This is a genomic window from Streptomyces sp. NPDC090045 (genome assembly GCF_044747975.1).
Classification (GTDB): domain Bacteria; phylum Actinomycetota; class Actinomycetes; order Streptomycetales; family Streptomycetaceae; genus Streptomyces.
In genome coordinates this window covers 267047-284033 of sequence record NZ_JBIVFA010000004.1, presented here as the reverse complement: position 1 = coordinate 284033, position 16987 = coordinate 267047, and the positions used below count along the sequence as shown (strand labels likewise).

Annotated in this window: 13 protein-coding genes; 6 read left to right on the top strand and 7 right to left on the bottom strand. The window is 75.1% G+C overall.

Features of this window, described 5'->3' with window-relative positions; all coding sequences use genetic code 11:
- Positions 1–10: 10 nt before the first annotated feature.
- Positions 11–1147 (bottom strand): NUDIX domain-containing protein, encoded by a 1137-nt coding sequence (locus tag ACIPYQ_RS13495; RefSeq protein WP_401249972.1) that lies wholly within the window; start codon positions 1145–1147, stop codon positions 11–13.
- A 320-nt stretch (positions 1148–1467) separates the two neighbouring features.
- Here ACIPYQ_RS13495 and ACIPYQ_RS13490 point away from each other — a divergent pair, with 320 nt between their 5' ends.
- Together ACIPYQ_RS13490 and ACIPYQ_RS13485 are read left to right on the top strand one after the other, a co-directional pair.
- The gene (locus ACIPYQ_RS13490; RefSeq protein WP_401249969.1) at positions 1468–2697 is read left to right on the top strand and encodes a DUF418 domain-containing protein; all 1230 of its coding nucleotides are present in this window, start codon (positions 1468–1470) and stop codon (positions 2695–2697) included.
- A 310-nt stretch (positions 2698–3007) separates the two neighbouring features.
- Positions 3008–4105 carry an AraC family transcriptional regulator ligand-binding domain-containing protein gene (locus ACIPYQ_RS13485; RefSeq protein ID WP_401249966.1) on the top strand — a complete coding sequence of 366 codons (1098 nt, stop codon included), beginning with the start codon at positions 3008–3010 and terminating at the stop codon, positions 4103–4105.
- Between the two features lie 13 nt (positions 4106–4118).
- Here ACIPYQ_RS13485 and ACIPYQ_RS13480 read toward each other — a convergent pair whose 3' ends face one another.
- Genes ACIPYQ_RS13480 through ACIPYQ_RS13470 form a run of 3 tightly spaced genes read right to left on the bottom strand, consistent with a single transcriptional unit; the run spans position 4119 to position 7611 of the window.
- On the bottom strand, positions 4119–4472 hold the full coding sequence (locus ACIPYQ_RS13480) for a UBP-type zinc finger domain-containing protein (RefSeq protein ID WP_361759715.1): 354 nt from the start codon (positions 4470–4472) through the stop codon (positions 4119–4121).
- Positions 4469–5923 (bottom strand): ATP-binding protein, encoded by a 1455-nt coding sequence (locus ACIPYQ_RS13475; protein WP_401250835.1) that lies wholly within the window; start codon positions 5921–5923, stop codon positions 4469–4471. The genes ACIPYQ_RS13480 and ACIPYQ_RS13475 overlap by 4 nt, the downstream gene beginning before the upstream one ends.
- Before the next feature lie 11 nt (positions 5924–5934).
- Entirely contained in the window at positions 5935–7611 is a 1677-nt protein-coding gene (locus ACIPYQ_RS13470) for an FAD-dependent oxidoreductase (RefSeq protein WP_401249964.1), read from the bottom strand.
- A gap of 208 nt (positions 7612–7819) precedes the next feature.
- On the opposite strand from ACIPYQ_RS13470, the gene ACIPYQ_RS13465 reads away from it, so the two are divergent.
- From ACIPYQ_RS13465 to ACIPYQ_RS13450, 4 genes are all read left to right on the top strand, one after another.
- Positions 7820–8320 (top strand): hypothetical protein, encoded by a 501-nt coding sequence (locus ACIPYQ_RS13465; RefSeq protein ID WP_401249961.1) that lies wholly within the window; start codon positions 7820–7822, stop codon positions 8318–8320.
- Between the two features lie 124 nt (positions 8321–8444).
- A complete protein-coding gene (locus ACIPYQ_RS13460; RefSeq protein ID WP_401249958.1) occupies positions 8445–9104 on the top strand; it encodes an NAD(P)-dependent oxidoreductase in 660 nt (219 codons plus the stop codon).
- Positions 9105–9206: 102 nt separating this feature from the next.
- A complete protein-coding gene (locus tag ACIPYQ_RS13455; protein WP_401250833.1) occupies positions 9207–11027 on the top strand; it encodes an RNA ligase family protein in 1821 nt (606 codons plus the stop codon).
- Positions 11027–13933, top strand: a complete 2907-nt coding sequence (locus ACIPYQ_RS13450; protein WP_401249956.1) for a poly(A) polymerase — start codon at positions 11027–11029, stop codon at positions 13931–13933. Before ACIPYQ_RS13455 ends, ACIPYQ_RS13450 begins: the two co-directional genes overlap by 1 nt.
- Before the next feature lie 47 nt (positions 13934–13980).
- Here the strand turns inward: ACIPYQ_RS13450 and ACIPYQ_RS13445 are convergent, their stop codons facing one another.
- The 3 genes from ACIPYQ_RS13445 to ACIPYQ_RS13435 form a co-directional block, all read right to left on the bottom strand.
- A complete protein-coding gene (locus ACIPYQ_RS13445; RefSeq protein ID WP_361759828.1) occupies positions 13981–14898 on the bottom strand; it encodes an NADP-dependent oxidoreductase in 918 nt (305 codons plus the stop codon).
- 189 nt (positions 14899–15087) lie between these two features.
- Complete coding sequence (locus ACIPYQ_RS13440) at positions 15088–15684, bottom strand: HD domain-containing protein (protein ID WP_401249953.1); 597 nt, start codon at positions 15682–15684, stop codon at positions 15088–15090.
- Between the two features lie 27 nt (positions 15685–15711).
- Positions 15712–16788 (bottom strand): RNA ligase (ATP), encoded by a 1077-nt coding sequence (locus ACIPYQ_RS13435; RefSeq protein WP_401249950.1) that lies wholly within the window; start codon positions 16786–16788, stop codon positions 15712–15714.
- Between the last annotated feature and the right edge of the window lie 199 nt (positions 16789–16987).

Sequence of the window (16987 nt, the reverse complement as noted above, 5' to 3'; positions counted from 1 at the left end):
CCCGCCCGCGTCACCAGCGCACGCCGTCCTCCGGGAGTTCCGTGGGCGGCGTGCGGGTGGGAACGGGGAGGGACAGACGGGCGCGGGCCTCGTGGACCGCAGCGAGTTCGTGCGCGCCGGCCGGGCCCCAGTCGCTCAGCTCGCGGACCTGCTCGGGAGTGGCCAGCAGGCGGGCGTACGCCGGGTCCGCGGCCGACGGGAGGCCGGTGAGGCGGGCCGCGGTGCGGGCGTGGGCGCCCTCCGCGCCCTCGGCACCCTCGGCACCCGCCCCGCCCTCCGCCGCGTGCCGGTAGCCGAGCGGGACGGCCCCGGTGGCCGGTCCGGCCGTCGGAGGCGGCAGATGGGCCGTACCGGTGGCCCTGGCGATCAGGAGCAGGACCCGGCCGTCGGGGCCGAACAGCCAGCCGCAGTGGTCCCGTACGGGCAGCTGCGCCGGCACCGGACCCGGGTGCCAGGTGCCGTGCAGCGGGGTCCGCCGGGTGCGGAGCACGCCGAGCCGGTCGAGGGCGGTCGGCGCGGTGGGACGGCCGTCCTCCAGCAGGGCGGTGCCGGAGCCGTTGATGCGGGCGCGCAGGGCGGACAGGGCGCGGCGGGCGTCGCCCGCGTCCATCAGGGCGGGCAGGTCGGCCGGCTCCGCGAACTGGATGCCGGTGATCTCCTGGGCCGGGAGGCGGACGGCGTCGATCCGCTCGGCGGTCCAGGTGCCCCCGTCATAGACGTGCAGGATCTCGCCGGGGAAGCGCATCTCGGGCGGGAAGCCGGGGGTGTCGGCCGGGATCCAGTCCACGGCCAGGCCGCGCGGGTAGCGGCCGTCGACGCCGAGCTCCTCGCGCAGCTCGCGGGCGGCGGCCGCGGAGGGTGCCTCGCCCGCGTCCACGGCTCCGCCGGGGAGCATCCGGTCGGCGCGGTAGTCGACGCTCTGGACGAGGATCCGGCCGTCGGTGTCGGTGACGAGGACGACGGCCGCGGTCCAGACGGCGGCGCGGGAGGCCCCGTACTCCTCGGGGGTCATCCAGGTCCCCGCCCGCTCGCGGTCGTCGGTCCCGGCCCGGCCGCCGGCCGTGGCCGGGTCGGCCCCCGCCCGGCCGGCCTCCGCCCCGTCGGTCTCCGCCTGGTCGATCGCGCCCTGGTCGGTCAGCTGCGGCATCGGACTCCGTTCACCGTGGGTGGACCCGCCGCCTGTGCAACAGCGGGCGCCGCCCCCGGGTTACGGCGGCCCGCCCGCCCGGGCCCCCGGCCCCCCGCCCTGCCGCCCCGATGCCTGCTTATTACGTGGTTACGCCGCCCTTGGTACCTTCCGCAGGCGGACAGGCGGCATGAAAACCGCCCGTCCGACCACGTCACCGCACCGGCCGGACCCAGGAGAGATCCCCCCATGCGACGCGCTTCCCCCAAGGGCACCCGGCCGGCGACCGGAAGGCGGCGGAGCGCAGCGGGCCCCGGCGGTGCGGCCGCCGGCGCGACAGCGTGACGGGCGGCGCGAGCGGCGGGAGCGGCGGGAGCGGCGGGAGCGGCGGGAGCGGCCGGCTGGCCGGGGTGGACGCCGTGCGCGGTCTCGCCGTCCTCGGCATGTTCGCCGTGCACGTCGGCCCCGGTCCGCGGCCCGAGGGCGCCGGTTGGGCACTCGTCGCGGCCGACGGACGCGCCCCGGCCCTCTTCACGCTCCTCGCCGGTTTCTCCCTGGTCCTCGCCCAGCGCGGCCAGGACCCTGCGCGGCGGCCCGACGGCTGGGCGGGGCGCTGGCGTCCGCTGCTGATCCGGTGCGCCGTCCTGGCCGTACTCGGGCTGTTCCTGGCCTCGTTGTGGCCGGGGATCCTGGTCATCCTGGCCTTCTTCGCCGTGTACTTCCTGGCGGCCGAGCCCTTCACCCGGCTGTCCACGCCGGTGCTCGCCGCCGTGGCGGGCGCATCGGTGGTGGCGGGTCCGCTGCTGTCGTTCCTGCTGGGCCCGGTGTTCGGGTACGGGTCGTCCGGCCGGGGCCTGGTCCCGGAGGCCGCCGACCTGGCGAGCTGGTCCGGGCTGGGCACGGTGGTGTGCGAACTGCTGCTCACCGGGGCGTATCCGCTGGCCACCTACTTCCCGTACGTGCTGGCCGGGATGGCCCTGGCCCGGCTGTGCGACGTGCGGGAGCGGGCCGTGGCCCGGCGGATGGCGGGGTGGGGCACGGCGGCCGCGGTCGCCGGATACGGCTCCGCCTGGCTCGCCGCCCACGCGTTCGGGGGCCGGCAGCGGCTGCTGGAGGCGATAGCCGTCCACCACCCGGAGGCCCTGGCCTCCGCCGACCCCGTGGGCGAGGTGCTGCGCGGGCAGTTCGGCGCCGTGCCCAGCACCTCCTGGGAGTGGCTGCTGGTGGCCGACCCGTACAGCCAGACCCCGCTGGAGACCCTCGGCAACGCGGGCGTGGGGTGCGCCCTGATCGGCCTGTGCGCGCTGGCCGCCCGGCACGCGCTGGGCGGGCGCCTGCTGCGGCCGCTCACGGTGCTCGGGGCGATGGCGCTGAGCGCGTACGTGGTCCACGCGCTGGTGCTGGCCGGTCCGGCGCACGGCGCCGCCTCCTGGTCCGCCTGGCTCGCCTTCAGCGGCACGGCGCTGGCCCTGACATGGGCCTGGCAGCGCGTCTGGGCCGACAGCCCGCTGCGCCGCGGTCCGCTGGAACACGCGCTGCGCCTGGCCACGCGGGCCGGCTCCGCACGCTGATCGGCGGCGCGGAGCGCGGGAGGTGACCCGGCCATCGTGCTCCCGAGCCCCCCACCCCCGTGGGGGGACTCGGCCGCAACCTCCCGTGCTCCGTACCGCAGATGACTCCGTTTCACGGGGTCGCGTGCCGTCCGCACCGTGCGGGAACGATCACTACGCTAGGGAGGGGAAGGGCGCGCGGCCCATGGCAGCAGACGCCAGTTAGGGGACCGGACGCGCCAAGAGGGGACCCCGCACGCCACGTTGGGGACCGCGGCCTCCACTCTCCTGCGATGACCTGGTCATTCGCCCTGGTCTATGCTCGGCCCCCGTGGTCTCGAACACGCACCCGGGGACGACCTCCTCGGCCCTCACCCGCCTGAACGTCAACACCGCACGGCTGCTCGGGACACCCGCGGCCGGGTACGCACACCTGCTGGGTCTGGCACCCGAGCACCTCAACGACGACCTGTGCCGGCCGCCCTCCCTCACCAGCATCCGCATCGCGGAGCTGGCCACCGTGCACGCTCCCTGGACCGAGGTGGGCCGGGTGATGACCCTGCAGTCGGGCATCGGCAGCCTCGGAGTCTGGGACTACCTGTTCACGTCCGCGCCCACGCCGCTCGAAGGGCTGCGGGACGCCTCGGCCTACCTCGCCACCGTCGTCGACACCGCCACGGACACCGTCCGGATATCCGAGGACGACGGCCAGGTCACCATCAGCCACATCAACCAGGCCGATCTGTCCCACGAGGCGGCCTGCGCAGTCCGCGCCGGTGCGCTCGGGCTGTTCCAGCAGCGTCTCACCGAGGCCGCACGGCGGCCCCTCGTTCCCGTCCGCGTCACCCTGGTCGCCGAGGCACCCGCCCGGCACGACCCACTGATCGAGCTCTACGGCACCCGCAGCATCGAGTTCGAGGCCCCGGTCAGCTCGATCACCTTCCGAACCACCGACCTGAACGCCCCCTCCCCGCACGCCCAGCCCGGCCTGTCGGGCGTGCTGCGAAGACACGCCGAGCAGACCCTCGCCACCGCCGTCCCGCTGCGCAACTGGCTGGACCTCTTCCGCGCCGCCCTGACCTCCCTCCACGACGAAGGCGCCCTGACCCTGTCCGCGGCGGCGCAGCGCATGGCCGTCAGCACGCGAACCCTCCAGCGCCGCCTCGACGAACACGACAGCACATGGAGCGACGAGGTCGAGACCGTACGCCGGGAGCACATCACGCGGCTGCTCCACAGCACGGACCTCAGCATCGACGCGATCGCCGCCCGGAGCGACTACGCCGACGCCCGCGCCCTGCGCCGGGCCGTGCAGCGCTGGTACCACACCACACCCGCCGCCCTGCGCCGCACCGGCCGTCCGCACGGCGGCGCGCGGACCGGCCGGGGCGACGTGCCCGCGGAGCCCGGTCCCGGCGCCCGCCGGTGACGGCCGGGCCCCGTCAGCGGTGCAGCAGCCGCATCCAGTCCCCCGGGACCCGGTCGGCCGGACCCGGCGCCGGCTGCTCCGCGGGGTGACCGCCCGGCGGCGTCAGCGCGGGCCCGGACTCGTACATCTCGTCCCGGTCGTAGTCCCAGAACCACTCCTCGCCCGGTTCGAAGCTCTGCACCAGGGGGTGCCCGGTGGACTTCCAGTGGGCGGTGGCGTGCTGGGCGGGGGACGAGTCGCAGCAGCCGATGTGGCCGCACTGGGCGCAGCGCCGCAGGTGGAACCACCAGCCGCCGAGCGCGTCGCAGTCGGCGCAGCCGGTGCCGGCGGGCGGGACGCTCGGGTCGATTCCCTTGATCTCGGTCATGCGGGCTCCTCGGCGGTCTCGGTCTCGGTCCCGGGTTCCGGGGCGGTCAGCGGCAACAGCACCTGGAAGCGGGTGTCGCCGGGCACGGACTCGACCTGGAGGCTGCCGTGGTGCTTGTTGACGACGATCCGCCAGGAGATGTCCAGGCCGAGGCCGGTGCCCTCGCCGACCGGCTTGGTGGTGAAGAAGGGGTCGAAGATGCGGCTGCGGATGTCCGCCGGGATGCCCGGGCCGGTGTCGCGGAACTCCACCAGCAGGCGGTCGCCCTCGCGCGCCGTGCGGACCGTCAGCGTGCCCTCGCCGCCGGTGCTCCCGATGGCGGACACGGCGTTGTCGATGAGGTTGGTCCACACCTGGTTGAGCTCCGCCGGGTAGGCGGGCACGTCCGGTACGGAGCGGTCGTACTCCTTGACCACCCGCACCCTGGAGCCGATCTTGCCGGACAGCATCAGCAGGGTGCTGTCGAGGAGTTCGTGCACGTCGACGACCCGGTACGGGGCGCGGTCGAGCTGCGAGTACTGCTTGGCCGCGTCCACGAGGTGGGAGATGCGGGTGGTGGAGTCGTCGATCTCGTCCATCAGGAGCTCGGTCTCGACCGTGTAGTTGAGCCAGCCGATCGCCGACGGCAGGATCTCCTCGGTCACGGTCGCCGCGACCCGCTCCAGCCAGTCCGTGTCCAGCCCGGCCTGCACGAAGGTCGGCGCGAGCCGCCAGCCCTCCGCGATCCCGTGGTCGTCCAGCCAGTCGGCGAGCTCGTCCTCCCGGTCGGAGGCCTCCAGCGGACTGAGCGCCGTCGCCTTCGCGACGCGTTCGACGGTGCGCTCCTGGATCTCGATGAGGTCGGCGATCGTCTCGCGCGAGTACTGGCCCTGGGAGATGTGGGCCAGCTTGTGCCGCATCTTGCCGACCCGTTCCCGCAGGGTCGCCGTGGCCCGGACGGCCGCCGCCGCCGGGTTGTTGAGCTCGTGGGTGAGGCCGGCGGACAAGGATCCGAGCGCCAGCAGCCGTTCGCGCTGTCCGATGGCCCGCTGGGTGTTCTTGGAGCCGAAGAACAGCCCCTCCAGCAGGTGCGCCGCCATCGGGAACCATTCCCGCATGATGTCCGAGAACGACTGCGCGGGCAGTACGAAGAACCGCGTCGGCTCGGTCACCCGCATCGAGTTGGTGTACGTCTGCGGCACCTGGTCGCCCAGGTACGCCTGCATGGCCCCCGCGTACACGCCGCGCTGCGAGGTGCGGCTCACCTCGACGTCGTCGCCGCCGACCCTGCGGAACAGGACGACGGTGCCCTCGATCATCACGTAGAAGCAGGTGGCCGGCTCGCCCTCGGCATAGACCGGACCGGCTTCGAACCGTTCGACCCGCCCCTCGGCGCACAACCGTCCGAGCTGCTCCGGGGAGAGCTTCTCGAACAGGAACAGGGAGGCGATCTCCTGCGGACTGCAGGGCATCGCCGGCCCGCTCACGACTGCTCCAGGTACCGGTGGACGAGCATCACTGCCATGGCTCCCTCCCCGACGGCGGACGCGACGCGCTTCGCGGACCGGGCCCGCGCGTCGCCCGCCACGAACACGCCGGGAATGTTGGTCTCCAGGTGGTAGGGCGGCCGGTCCAGCGGCCACTCGGCGGGCGGCCGGCCGTCCGGGGTGAGGTCCGGCCCGGCCAGGATGAAGCCGCGTTCGTCGCGCAGCACCGTGCCGTCCAGCCAGTCGGTCAGCGGGGCCGCGCCGATGAAGACGAACATCCACTGCGCGTCCACGCGTTCCGTCGCGCCGCTGTCCACGTCCCGCAGCACCAGCTGTTCCAGGTGCCCCTCGCCCTGCGCCGCCTCGACGACGGTCCGGGTGCGCACCGAGATGTTCGGCGCCTCCTGGATCTGCTGGATCAGGTAGTACGACATCGACGCGGTCAGGGACGCGCCGCGCACCAGCAGCGTCACCGACTTCGCGCCGCGCGCCAGGTACATCGCGGCCTGTCCGGCGGAGTTGGCGCCGCCCACGATGTAGACGTCGTAGCCCTGGCAGGAGGACGCCTCGGTGAGCGAGGAGCCGTAGTACACCCCGCGGCCCGTCAGGTCCTCGCAGCCCGGGGCCTGGAGCTGCCGGTACGACACTCCGGTCGCCAGGATGACGCTGTGCGCGGCGACCGACGAGCCGTCGGAGAAGCGGACGACGCGCGCCGGGCCGTTGAGCTCCAGCCCGGTGACCTCGCGTGCGGTGAGGATCTCGGCGCCGAACCGGCCGGCCTGGCGGCGGGCGCGTTCGGTGAGCTGGGCGCCCGAGACGCCGTCGGGGAAGCCGAGGTAGTTCTCGATGCGGGAGCTCTGCCCGGCCTGTCCGCCGGTCGCCGACCGCTCGACCAGGACGGTCCGCAGCCCCTCGGAGGCTCCGTAGACGGCCGCACCGAGCCCGGCCGGGCCGCCGCCGATCACGACGAGGTCGTAGAACTCGGCGGTCGGCGTCGTCGCGAGCCCCACGTGGGCGGCCAGGTCGGTCGCCTCCGGCTCGATCAGCACGGTGCAGTCCGGCGTGATCACCACGGGGAGCCGCTGTGCGTCGGCCCCGGCCGCCTCCAGCAGCCGCAGTCCCTCGGGCTCGTCGGAGGAGTACCAGCGGTACGGCACCTGGTTGCGGGCCAGGAACTCCCGCACCTGCGAGGAGCGGGCCGACCAGCGGTGCCCGACCACCTTGGTGGCGGGTACCGGCCGGTAGTCGCTGGCGCGCCAGGCGGCGAGCAGGTCGTCCACGACCGGGTAGAGCTTCTCCTCCGGCGGGTCCCAGGGCTTGAGCAGGTAGTGGTCGAGGTCGACTACGTTGATCGCGTCGATCGCCGCGCTGGTGTCGGCGTACGCGGTCAGCAGCACGCGCCGGGCGCCCGGGTACACGTTCAGGGCCTGTTCGAGGAACTCGATGCCGTTCATCTGCGGCATCCGGTAGTCGGCCAGGATCACGGCCACCAGGTCGCCCCGCAGCTTCAGCTCGTGCAGTGCCTCCAGCGCGGATTCGCCGGACTCGGCGCGCACGATCCGGTACCCGGCGCCATAGCGGCGCCGCAGGTCACGGGCGACGGCACGGGATACCCCCGGATCGTCGTCCACGGTCAGGATGACGGTCCGCGCTGGATCGGCGACCTCTGCCATACGTCTCCCACGACGGCCTGGCCGGCGGCGCGGCGAGCCGCCCGCCCCGGTTCCCGCCCATCGTATGTTCGATCGTCCCGGTTCGCCCCGGGACGCCACGGCGTGTGTGCTTCCGGTCCACGCCGAGTCGCCGAGTCGCCGGGTCGCCGGGTCACTCGACCGTGTGATGGGTGCGGCCCGCTCGGCGCCGGTGCGGCAGGGTGGACGGATGCAGCTGTGCCGGGCCCTGCCCCTGACCCTTGCCGCGCTCGTCACGGCCACCGGATGCGTGACGGTGCGTCCCGCCGGCCCGCCGGACGCGCGGCAGCCGGTGCCCGCGGCGGTCCGTTCAGAGCCCCGGCAACCGACGCCCCTCGCCCTGCCGTTGGGGCCGCTGCCGACGGTGTCCGAGGACGCGCCGGAGCCGCCGGAGCCCGAGCGGGTGCCGGAGCTGGTGCCGGAGCCGGAGCCGGAGCTGGTGTCCGTACCGGCCTCGGTGCCGCAGCAGCCGCACCGGGTCAGGCCCGAGCGGCCCGCACGGCCCGCGCGGCCTGCAAAACCGTCGAAGTCCGCGCGTGCCGAGAAGCCCGCGGCCCCGGCCAAACCGCGCAAGCGGCCGCCGGCGGCGGCGAAGCCCCGGCCCGCGCCGCTGCGTACGTACGACATGGCCGCCCTGTGCGAGGCGGCCCGGGGCACGGTCCCGCCGTCCATCGTGGCCCTGTGCCGGTAGGACCGGACCGGATCATCCGACTGGCCCCGGCCCGGCTGCCCCGGGGCGGCGGGCCGGTTCGCTTGGATGGGCCGGAAGGGGCCCGACCCGGGCCCGTACAGCCCTCCACCCCCAGGGAGTCGCCATGGCGAAGATCGCCCTCTTCGGCGCGACCGGCACCATCGGAACCCAGGTGCTGCGCGAAGCGCGACGGCGCGGCCACGAGGTCACCGCGGTCGTACGGGATCCCTCGAAACTCGCGGATCCGGGCGGCGGGACCACGGCCGTGGTGCGCGGCGACGTGCTGGACGCGGCGTCCGTGGCCGGGGCGGTGGCCGGGCACGACGTGGTGATCAGCGCCTTCGGTCCGGGCTCCGGGGATCCCTCCGTCCTCGTGACCGCCGCGAAGTCGCTGATCGGCGGGGTGCGTTCGCTCGGCACGGGCACGCCCCGGCCGCGGGTGGTCGTCGTCGGCGGGGCGGGCTCGCTGCGTACCCCCGGCGGCCCGCTGGTGTGGGACCGGGCGGGCATCCCGGCGTCCGTGCTGGCCCTCATGCACGCCCACGGGGACGCCCTGGACTTCCTGCGGACGGTGCCAGTGGAGGAGGTCCACTGGACCTGCCTGAGCCCGGCCGCGCAGATCGCTCCGGGCGAGCGCACGGGCACGTACCGGCTGGCGATCGACGACCTGGTCGTCGACGACGAGGGCCTCAGCCGGATCTCCACGGAGGACTTCGCCGTCGCCCTGCTCGACGAGATCGAACTCGACGCGCACGCGGGCCGGCGGTTCACGCTCGGCTACTGATCACTCCGAAGGCCCGGGCTCCCTGGCGGGGTTAATGGGTGGATGCGTCTGCTCCGGATACCTACAGTGACGAGGCACCCCATCGTCGAGCAGGAGCGGATCATGCGCACCCACTATCCCCGTACGCCGCACCTGCCCTGGTCCCCCGGGGCCTCGGCGGACGACGTCCGGACCGTCGGGCTGGAGGGGCTGGCCGGGCGCGAGGTGGTGGTGACGGAGAAGCTCGACGGGGAGAACACCACCCTGTACGCGGACGGCCTGCACGCCCGCTCCCTCGATTCGGCGCACCATCCCTCGCGGGCGTGGGTCAAGGGGCTCCAGGGCCGGATCGGCCCGGGGATTCCGGCCGACTGGCGGGTGTGCGGGGAGAACCTGTACGCGCGGCACTCGATCCCGTACGAGGATCTGGACAGCTGGTTCTACGGGTTCTCGGTGTGGGACGGGGAGCACTGCCTGGACTGGGACCGGACCGTACGGTTCCTGCGCGGCCTCGGGGTGCCCACGCCGCGCGTGCTGTGGCGGGGCACCTTCGACGAACGCGCGCTGCGCAAGCTGAAGCTCGACACCGTGCGGGAGGAGGGGTACGTCGTGCGGACGGCGGCCGGTTTCGCGCGCGAGGACTTCGGGCGGTGCGTGGCCAAGTGGGTGCGGGGCGGGCACGTGCAGACCGGTACGCACTGGATGTTCGCCGAGGTCGTGCCCAACGGGCTCGGGTCTGCGGCCCCGTTGTGGGCGGTGCGCTCGGGAGCCGGACCGGACGTGGCGGGGCTGGCCGCTGCCGTCGGGGTGGGCGGGGCCGGTGCCGCCGGCGCGGACGAGTCCGCCCAAGAGGTGGCCGATGCCGTGGCCGACGAGGTGGCCGAGGTCGCCGCCCGGATCGACGGGGCGGGGCGGACGGGCGAGGAGCGGCTGGCCGGCGTGCTGGCCGCCCTGCTGCGGCGCGAGCCGCACGGCGGGATCGCGGCGCGGCTCGCGGCGGGCCCGGCCGGGATGGGGCTCGCCCGCCGGGTCGGCGACCTGGTGGGGCTGTACCCGTACCTACAGCGGCCGTTCCCCGACGCGGACCGGCGGGCCGGGCTGGTCCGGATGGCCTTGGCGGCCGATCTCGGGGTGCTGCACGCGCTCGCCGGTGCCCTGGCCGAGGGACCGGAGGCGCGGGAGTACGCGGAGTGGTCCGCGCTGTGGGCCGAGGAGGCGGGGCTGCTCGGCGGCCCGGATCCGCTGGGGTCCTTGCGCGCCTCGCTGCGGGAGCCCTTCGCCGGACTGGACGCGGACGCGGCCGACCGTTGCTGGGCGGAGGCCCGGCGGGCGTTCGGGCAGGGCCGGATCGGGTCCGCGCGCCCCGGCCGGGGTCCCGGTGCCGGCTGCGTCGCGGTCGAGGAGGCGGTGGCGGCCACCTGGAAGTGGCGTGACGGAACGTTTCCCCGGCTGGTGCAGCTCAGCGGTCCCTCGGGCAGCGGGAAGAGCACCTTCGCCCGCGGCCTGCCCGGCGTGGACGCGTACATCAGTCTCGACGACCTGCGCACCGCCCGGGGTTCCCGTGCGGACCAGCGGGCCAACGCGGACGTGCTGGCCAAGGGCCTGGACCGGCTCGACGCCGCCCTGGCCCGGGGCGGGACGGTGGTGTGGGACGCCACCTCGCTCACCGACCAGCAGCGCGGTCTGGCCGGCTCGGTCGCGCGGCGCCGCGACGCGCTGGTCACCCACGCCGTGGTGCTGGTCGACGAGCCGGAGCTGCGGCGCCGCAACACCGTGCGCCCGCATCCGGTGCCGGAGCAGGTGCTGACCTCCCAGCTGCACCGGTTCAGTCCCCCGTACGCCGGTCAGGCGCACCGGACGTGGTACATCGGTGCGGGCGGGGACGTGGAGGACACGGCGGGCGGCCTCGCGGACGGCCCGGACACCATCGGCGGGGAGATCTGATGCGTACCAGTGAGCAGCTCTACCACCAGGTCCGCTGGGACCCGCGGTTCGATCCGGCGCGGTTCGTGCTCGGCCTGCTCCAGCGCGGGGCGGCGCCGAAGCGGGTGCCGCTGCCCTCCTTCGTGCCCGGCGGCGACATCCCCTGGCACCGGGTGCTGTTCGTCGAGGCGGACGGCGAACTGGTCTGGGACCGGGCCACGGGGGTGGACCGGATCGATGCCACCGCGGCCGGGCGGGTCCGCGATCCGCGCCTGCTGCGGGCCCCCTTCTTCACCGCGCGGACCCCGTACGCGTGGGATCCGGCGGGCGGTGGCGCCTGGCGGCCCGCGCAGGCCCCGCCCCGCGGCACGGCCGGGGGCTCCGCGGCGGTGCGGCTGCTGACCTGGAACACGCTCTGGGACCGGTACGACGCCCCGCGCATCGCCACCGCCCGGCGCAGGCCGTTGCTGCTGGCCGATCTGGCGGAGGCCGACGCCGATGTCATCACGCTGCAGGAGGTCGAGCCCGGACTGCTCTCGATGCTGCTGGCGGCGCCGTGGGTGCGGGCCGGGTACACCCTCGGCACGGATCCCGGGGGCCGGGACGTCCCCGAGTGCGGACTGCTGGTGCTGAGCCGGCTGCCGGTGCGCGAGGCGGGGATGCACCTGCTCGGCCCGCACAAGGCGGTCACCGCCGTAACGGTGGACACCGCGGCCGGCCCGCTGGTCGTCGCCGCCACCCACCTGACCAGCGACCACACCGAGAACGGGCATCTGCGGCGGGACGCCGAACTGGCCCGGCTCGCCGAGGGCCTGGCCGGCGTCGAAGCCCCCGTGGCCCTGCTGGGCGACTTCAACGACGGCCGCCACGGGGCCGAGGGTCCCGCGGCCGCACTCGGCCTGCGGGACGCCTGGAGCGAGGTGCACGGGGCGGCGGACGGTACGCCGACCTTCGACCCCTCGGCCAATCCGCTGGCCGCGGTGGGCTCGCTGTCCGGGCGGGCGTCCCGGCTGGACCGGATCCTGCTGGGGGCCACCGGGGCGCGGGTGACGGGGGCGGCGCTGCGCGGCGACGTGCCCTCCGAGGACGGGCTGTTCATCTCCGACCACTTCGGGGTGGAGGCCACCGTGGAGTTCGGGGTGCCCGGCGGCGGGCCGGCCCGGCTCGACGTACCGGCGACCGCGCGGACGGCGGTGGCGTGGCTGCCGCCGCGGCTGCCGGAGGCCGTGCGGGAGGTGCGCCGGAAGCACGACCCGCAGGCCGCTCGCTGGCCCGCGCACGTGAACCTGCTCTTCGGCTTCGTGCCGGAGTCCTCCTTCGACGAGGCCGTGCCGCTGCTGGCCGAAGTGGCCGCCGGGACGGGCCCCTTCGAGGCGCGGCTGGAGGGCGTGCACAGCTTCGGGCACCGTGAGGACGCCACGCTCTGGCTGGACCCGGCGGCGGCCGGTGACGCGCCGTGGCAGGAACTCCGGCGCGCCCTCGCCGAGCGGTTCCCGGGCTGCCGCGGGCGTGCCGAGGGGTACACCCCGCACTTGACGCTGGGGCGCAGCCAGGACCCGCAGCGGGCGGTCGCGGAGTTCACGGCCCGGCTGGGCGGAGGTGTGTCCTCGCCGGTCGGGGAGCTGGCGGTGCTCTCGCGGCGCGGGAACGGACCGATGCGGGTCCGGGCGACGGTGGCGTTGGGAACGGGCGAGGTGCGCTGGGAGCCGGAGCCGGAGCCCGGGCACGAGCGCGGTCTGGAGCTCGCCGACGGGCATGGCCGTGAGCGCGGTCATGAGCGCGGGTACGAGTCCGGCCCGGTGGCGCCGCACGGCCAGGCCGAGTCGGTCGTCGCCCGCGTACGGGCCGCACTGGGCGGGGCGGAGGTGCACGTGGCCGGATCCCGCCGGATGGGCTGCGCGCTGCCCGGCGCCGACCTGGACCTGGTGGCGGCGCTGCCCGGGGCGGGCGGTGTCACCGGCGTACGGGACCGGCTGGCCGCGGCCCTGCCGGAGGCCGGGCCGCTGCGCGAGGTGACCGGGGCGCGGGTGCCGGGGCTGCGGTTCCGAATCGGGGCGCTGTCCGTGGACCTGGTGGCGGTGGCCACCGGCGACCTGGATCCCGCGCACGCGGTGGCGCGCCGGGCGGAGCTGGGTGAGGCGGCCGCCGTCGCGCTGAGCGCGGTGAGCGACGCCGGTGCCGTACGGGAACGGGTGGGCGCGGAACACGCCGCCTTCGCCCGGCTGGCGCGGGAGGTGAAGGCGTGGGCGCGGGCCCGCGGGCTGGACTCGGCCCCGTTCGGCGGGCTGCCGGGGCTGGCCTGGGCGGTCCTGGCGGCGCGCACGGTCCAGGAGGCCGGGGCCCTGGCGCCGGACGCCCTGCTGCGGGAGTTCTTCGGCCGGTGGGCCGCCTGGGACTGGCGGGAGCCGGTCGGGCTGTCGCCGTCGGCCGCGGCGGCCCCGGGCGGGCCGGATCCGGTCACGGTCCTGACGCCCTCGGAGCCGGTGCGCAGTTGCACCGCCCAGGTGGGACCGGGCCTGCGGGACCTGCTGGTCCGGGAGTTGTACCGGGCCTGGGAGCTGCTGGAGGCCGGACCCGACGGCGCCGGCCGGGCGGTGGTGACCCCTCCGCCGCTGCACCGCCGGCACGCGGCCTGGGCGGTGGTGACCGTACGTACGTCCGGAGGGGAGTTCGAGGAGACCCTGGGCCGGGTGCGGGGGCGGCTGCGGGCGCTGCTCGGCGCCCTGGAGGCGGCCGGTGTCACGGATGCGCACGCCTGGCCGCGCCCCTTCGAGTCCGGCCCGGGCCTCGCCCGTTACGCGATCGGCCTCGGCTCCGCCCCGCCGGACGCGGCGGCGCTGGCCGTGCTGGCCGGCCCGTGGCGGGCCGGCCTGCCGGGGGTCGAGGTCACCCGGGCGGCCTGCGGCGAGGTGCCGGACCTGGCCTGACCCGGCCTGGCCGGGCCAGGCCTGCCCTCGCGTCTCCGCGGGCGTGGTCAGACCTCGATGACGATCTTCCCGGCCGTGTGTCCGCCCTGGCTCAGCTCGAAGGCCGCCGCCAGCTCGGCCAGCGGGAAGGTCTTGGCGACCGGCACCTTCAGCTGTCCGCTGTCGGCGAGCCGGCCCAGCTCGGCGAGGTCGCTGCCGACCGGGCGGACCCAGATCCACTCGCCGCCCGAACCGAGCACGCTGGGGTCGGCGATGGAGGCGTGCCGGCCGTCGTCGTGCAGGACTTCCCGGGTGACGCCGCCGACGCCGCCCACGAAGTCCGCGACGACGGTGGGCCCGTCGGGCACGAGGGCCCGCACCCGGTCGGCGAGGCCGTCCCCGTACTCGACGGGTTCTCCGCCGAGTTCGCGCACCCGGTCGTGGTTGCGCGGGGAGGCGGTGCCGATGACGCGGGCACCGAGCGCGCGGGCGATCTGCACGCCGAGGGAGCCGACCCCGCCCGCGGCGCCGTGGATGAGGACCGTGTCGTCCTTGCCGGTGCCGAGGCGGGTGAGCAGCTGGTAGGCGGTGAGCCCGGCCAGCGGGAGCCCGGCGGCCTCGGCCCAGCTCAGCGAGGAGGGCTTGTGCGCGAGGGCGCGTACGGGCACGGTGACGAACTCGGCGAAGGTGCCGCCGTGCACGTAGTCCTTGCGGGCGTAGGCGATGACCTCGTCGCCCTCGGCGTACTCGGGGACGTCGATGCCGACCCGCTCAACGGTGCCGGCCACGTCCCAGCCGGGGATCACCGGGTAGACGACGTCCATCAGGGCGTCGAGCCCGCCCGACATGATCTTCCAGTCGACGGGGTTGACGCCGGCGTACTTCACCCGGACGAGCACCTCGCCGGGGCCGCACTTGGGCAGCGGCAGACGGATCTCGGCGAGCACCTCCGTCCCGCCGTACGTCTCGTACGCCATCGCCCGCATGGTTTCCTGGCTGCTCCGGCCCGACTGGGACATGTACCCGACCTCTCCGTGTGCTGGTGGACCCGCCCCCGGTCCATCCCACCACGCACGCCGCGCCCACCCCACGATGCGGGGCGAACGCGGCGCGGCGCGTCCCGCTCGGGGCGGCACGGCACGGCCGGTCGGGCGCGGCCGGTCACCCGGGGCGGGTCACGTGTGCACGGGAAAGCCGGCCTGGAAGCCGAGCCGCCCGTCCGCCCCCTCGGCGATCCGCCCGAGCACCTCGTCCAGCTCCAGGTACGCCTCCCAGCGCTCGGCGCCGGTCGCCCCGGCGAGGCGGCCCACCACGAGGTCCTCCAGGTCCTGGACCCGCTTGCCCTTCCACACCTTGTCCGCGAGGCTGACCAGCAACTCCTCGGTGGTCACCCCGTCTTCGCCCCACGCGGCGTGCGTAGCGGCGAAGCGGGCCTGCCGGTCGGTGAACCCGTGCGCCAGCAGCAGTTCCCGCCCCGCCGGCTCGTGCGCGGAGCCCGGCCCGCCGAGTTCGGCCGGGTGCGCGGTCTTGCCGATGTCGTGGGTGGCCGCCCCGAAGAGCACCGCCTCCCGGTCGAAGGCCAGGCCCGGGCAGTGCCCCTCCAGCCAGTCGGCCAGCTCGTGCGCGACGTCGTGCACGAGCCGCAGGTGCGCGGCCAGCCGGGGCGGTGCGGCCAGTGCGCGCAACAGCGCGGACACGGTGGGCGGAAGGGGCCGCAGCGGCGGATCCCCCGGGGTGTCGAGCGCCCTCGACAAGGCATCGGTCCGGGACATCGGACAATCCTAGGAAGAGCCGGACGATCACTCGTACTCGGTGCCGCCCTTGCGGGTCAGGTAGGCCGGGCTGACCGCCTTGGCGATGGCCCGGCCGCCGACGACCGGACTGTAGCGCTCCGTCGACGGGCGGATCACGACGCCCTCGCGCAGGTGCACGGACCGCCCGGACACCGTTTCACGGCCGCTCGCCAGCTCCAGCACCGTGTCGAGGTCGTACGGGCCCTCGTACAGCCGTGGTACCAGCGGCAGTTCCCCGTCCGTCAGCACGGCCGCCGGGTCCAGCCAGCGCACCTGCCCGTCGATCTCGGCGGACACGTCGAAGACGGCGTACCCGGGGGGCGTGTCGGCGGTGCGCACGTCGGTCCCGTAGGCCAGGTCCTGGACGCCCGCGCCGTACACCTCGGCGAAGATCCCGACCCGGGTGGCGCCGAGCCGGGCGGCCAGGGCCGCGGCGACGGCCGGTACGCCGTGGCCGCGTACGGCCCGCCAGTAGAGGTTGCGCTCCTCCTCCTTGAGCGCCAGCCCCTTCGAACCGAAGCCCTTGGAGGAGACGATGGACCGCTCCTCCTCGACCACGTACGTGAACAGGCAGGCGGTACCGTGCAGTTTCTCCGTGAGGACGACCTGCTCGCCCGGCTCGAAGATGTGCGGGTAGCGCTGGAGGTTCTCGATGTCGACCCACGGCATCAGGTCGGCGGCGGCTTCGACGTCACCGTTCATCGTGGTGGGTATGGGCGGGGACCACTTGGTGATGCCGAGCAGCTCCGCGAAGTCCGTGCCCTCCTTGGCCGCCTGCACGAGGTCGACGTCGGCGAGCGCGCGCGGCCGACACACCAGGCCCTGCGAGAGTTCGCCGCGCAGCCGGACCGCCTTGACCCGGTCGGCGGAGCCGCCGGCGAGCCGCCCGGTGAGACCGAGCTCCTCGATCAGCTCGGCGGGCAGCACGGCCTGTTCGGGTATGTAGAGCGCGAACTCGCCGGTGCGGTAGGCACCCTTGGCGATCACGGCACGGTACAGGCCCACCTGGGCGAGCTCCAACGCGTCGGCGTTCGGGTGCTCGTGGACGGTCAGCTCTTCGGCGGTGACTCTCAAGGTCGACATAGGGGACTCCAACGGGTCGTCATGGACGGGACCGACACGCGAAGGTGCGGCCGTCAGGTCGTGCGGCGCATCGGTGACGCCACTTTCCGTCCCGCCATTTTCGCTGGTCCAGCGATTATCACGGTGTTAGCCTTCCGCACCGTGCGACGCGAAGGGTGCCCGCACGCGCCCGCTTCACGATCCGCGTCCCGCAGGAGGC